This window comes from Pseudomonas serbica (assembly GCF_028823535.1).
Lineage (GTDB): Bacteria > Pseudomonadota > Gammaproteobacteria > Pseudomonadales > Pseudomonadaceae > Aquipseudomonas > Aquipseudomonas serbica.
Genome location: NZ_JAQIYM010000072.1, coordinates 1 through 272, shown reverse-complemented (window position 1 = coordinate 272; position 272 = coordinate 1). Strand labels below are relative to the sequence as shown.

The following is a 272-nucleotide window of genomic DNA, read 5'->3' as shown; positions in this document are numbered from 1 at the left end:
CGCCAGCATGTACGCCGTGTACCACGGTCCGAAAGGCCTGACGCAGATTGCCCAGCGTGTGCATCACCTGACTGCGATCCTGGCCCAAGGCCTGAAAGCGATCGGTCTGAACGTCGAGCAAGAAACCTTCTTCGACACCCTGACCCTGAACACTGGCGCGCAAACCGCTGCGCTGCACGAACAGGCACACGCCCAACAGATCAACCTGCGCGTAGTCGATGGCGAGCGCCTGGGCCTGTCCCTGGATGAAACCAGCACCCAGGCCGATGTGG

General features: G+C 62.1%; 1 protein-coding gene. It reads left to right on the top strand.

Annotated features, from left to right (window positions below; all coding sequences use genetic code 11):
- Positions 1-272: aminomethyl-transferring glycine dehydrogenase (locus NQL71_RS29800; RefSeq protein WP_274643804.1), on the top strand; the 272-nt coding region annotated here is incomplete at both ends.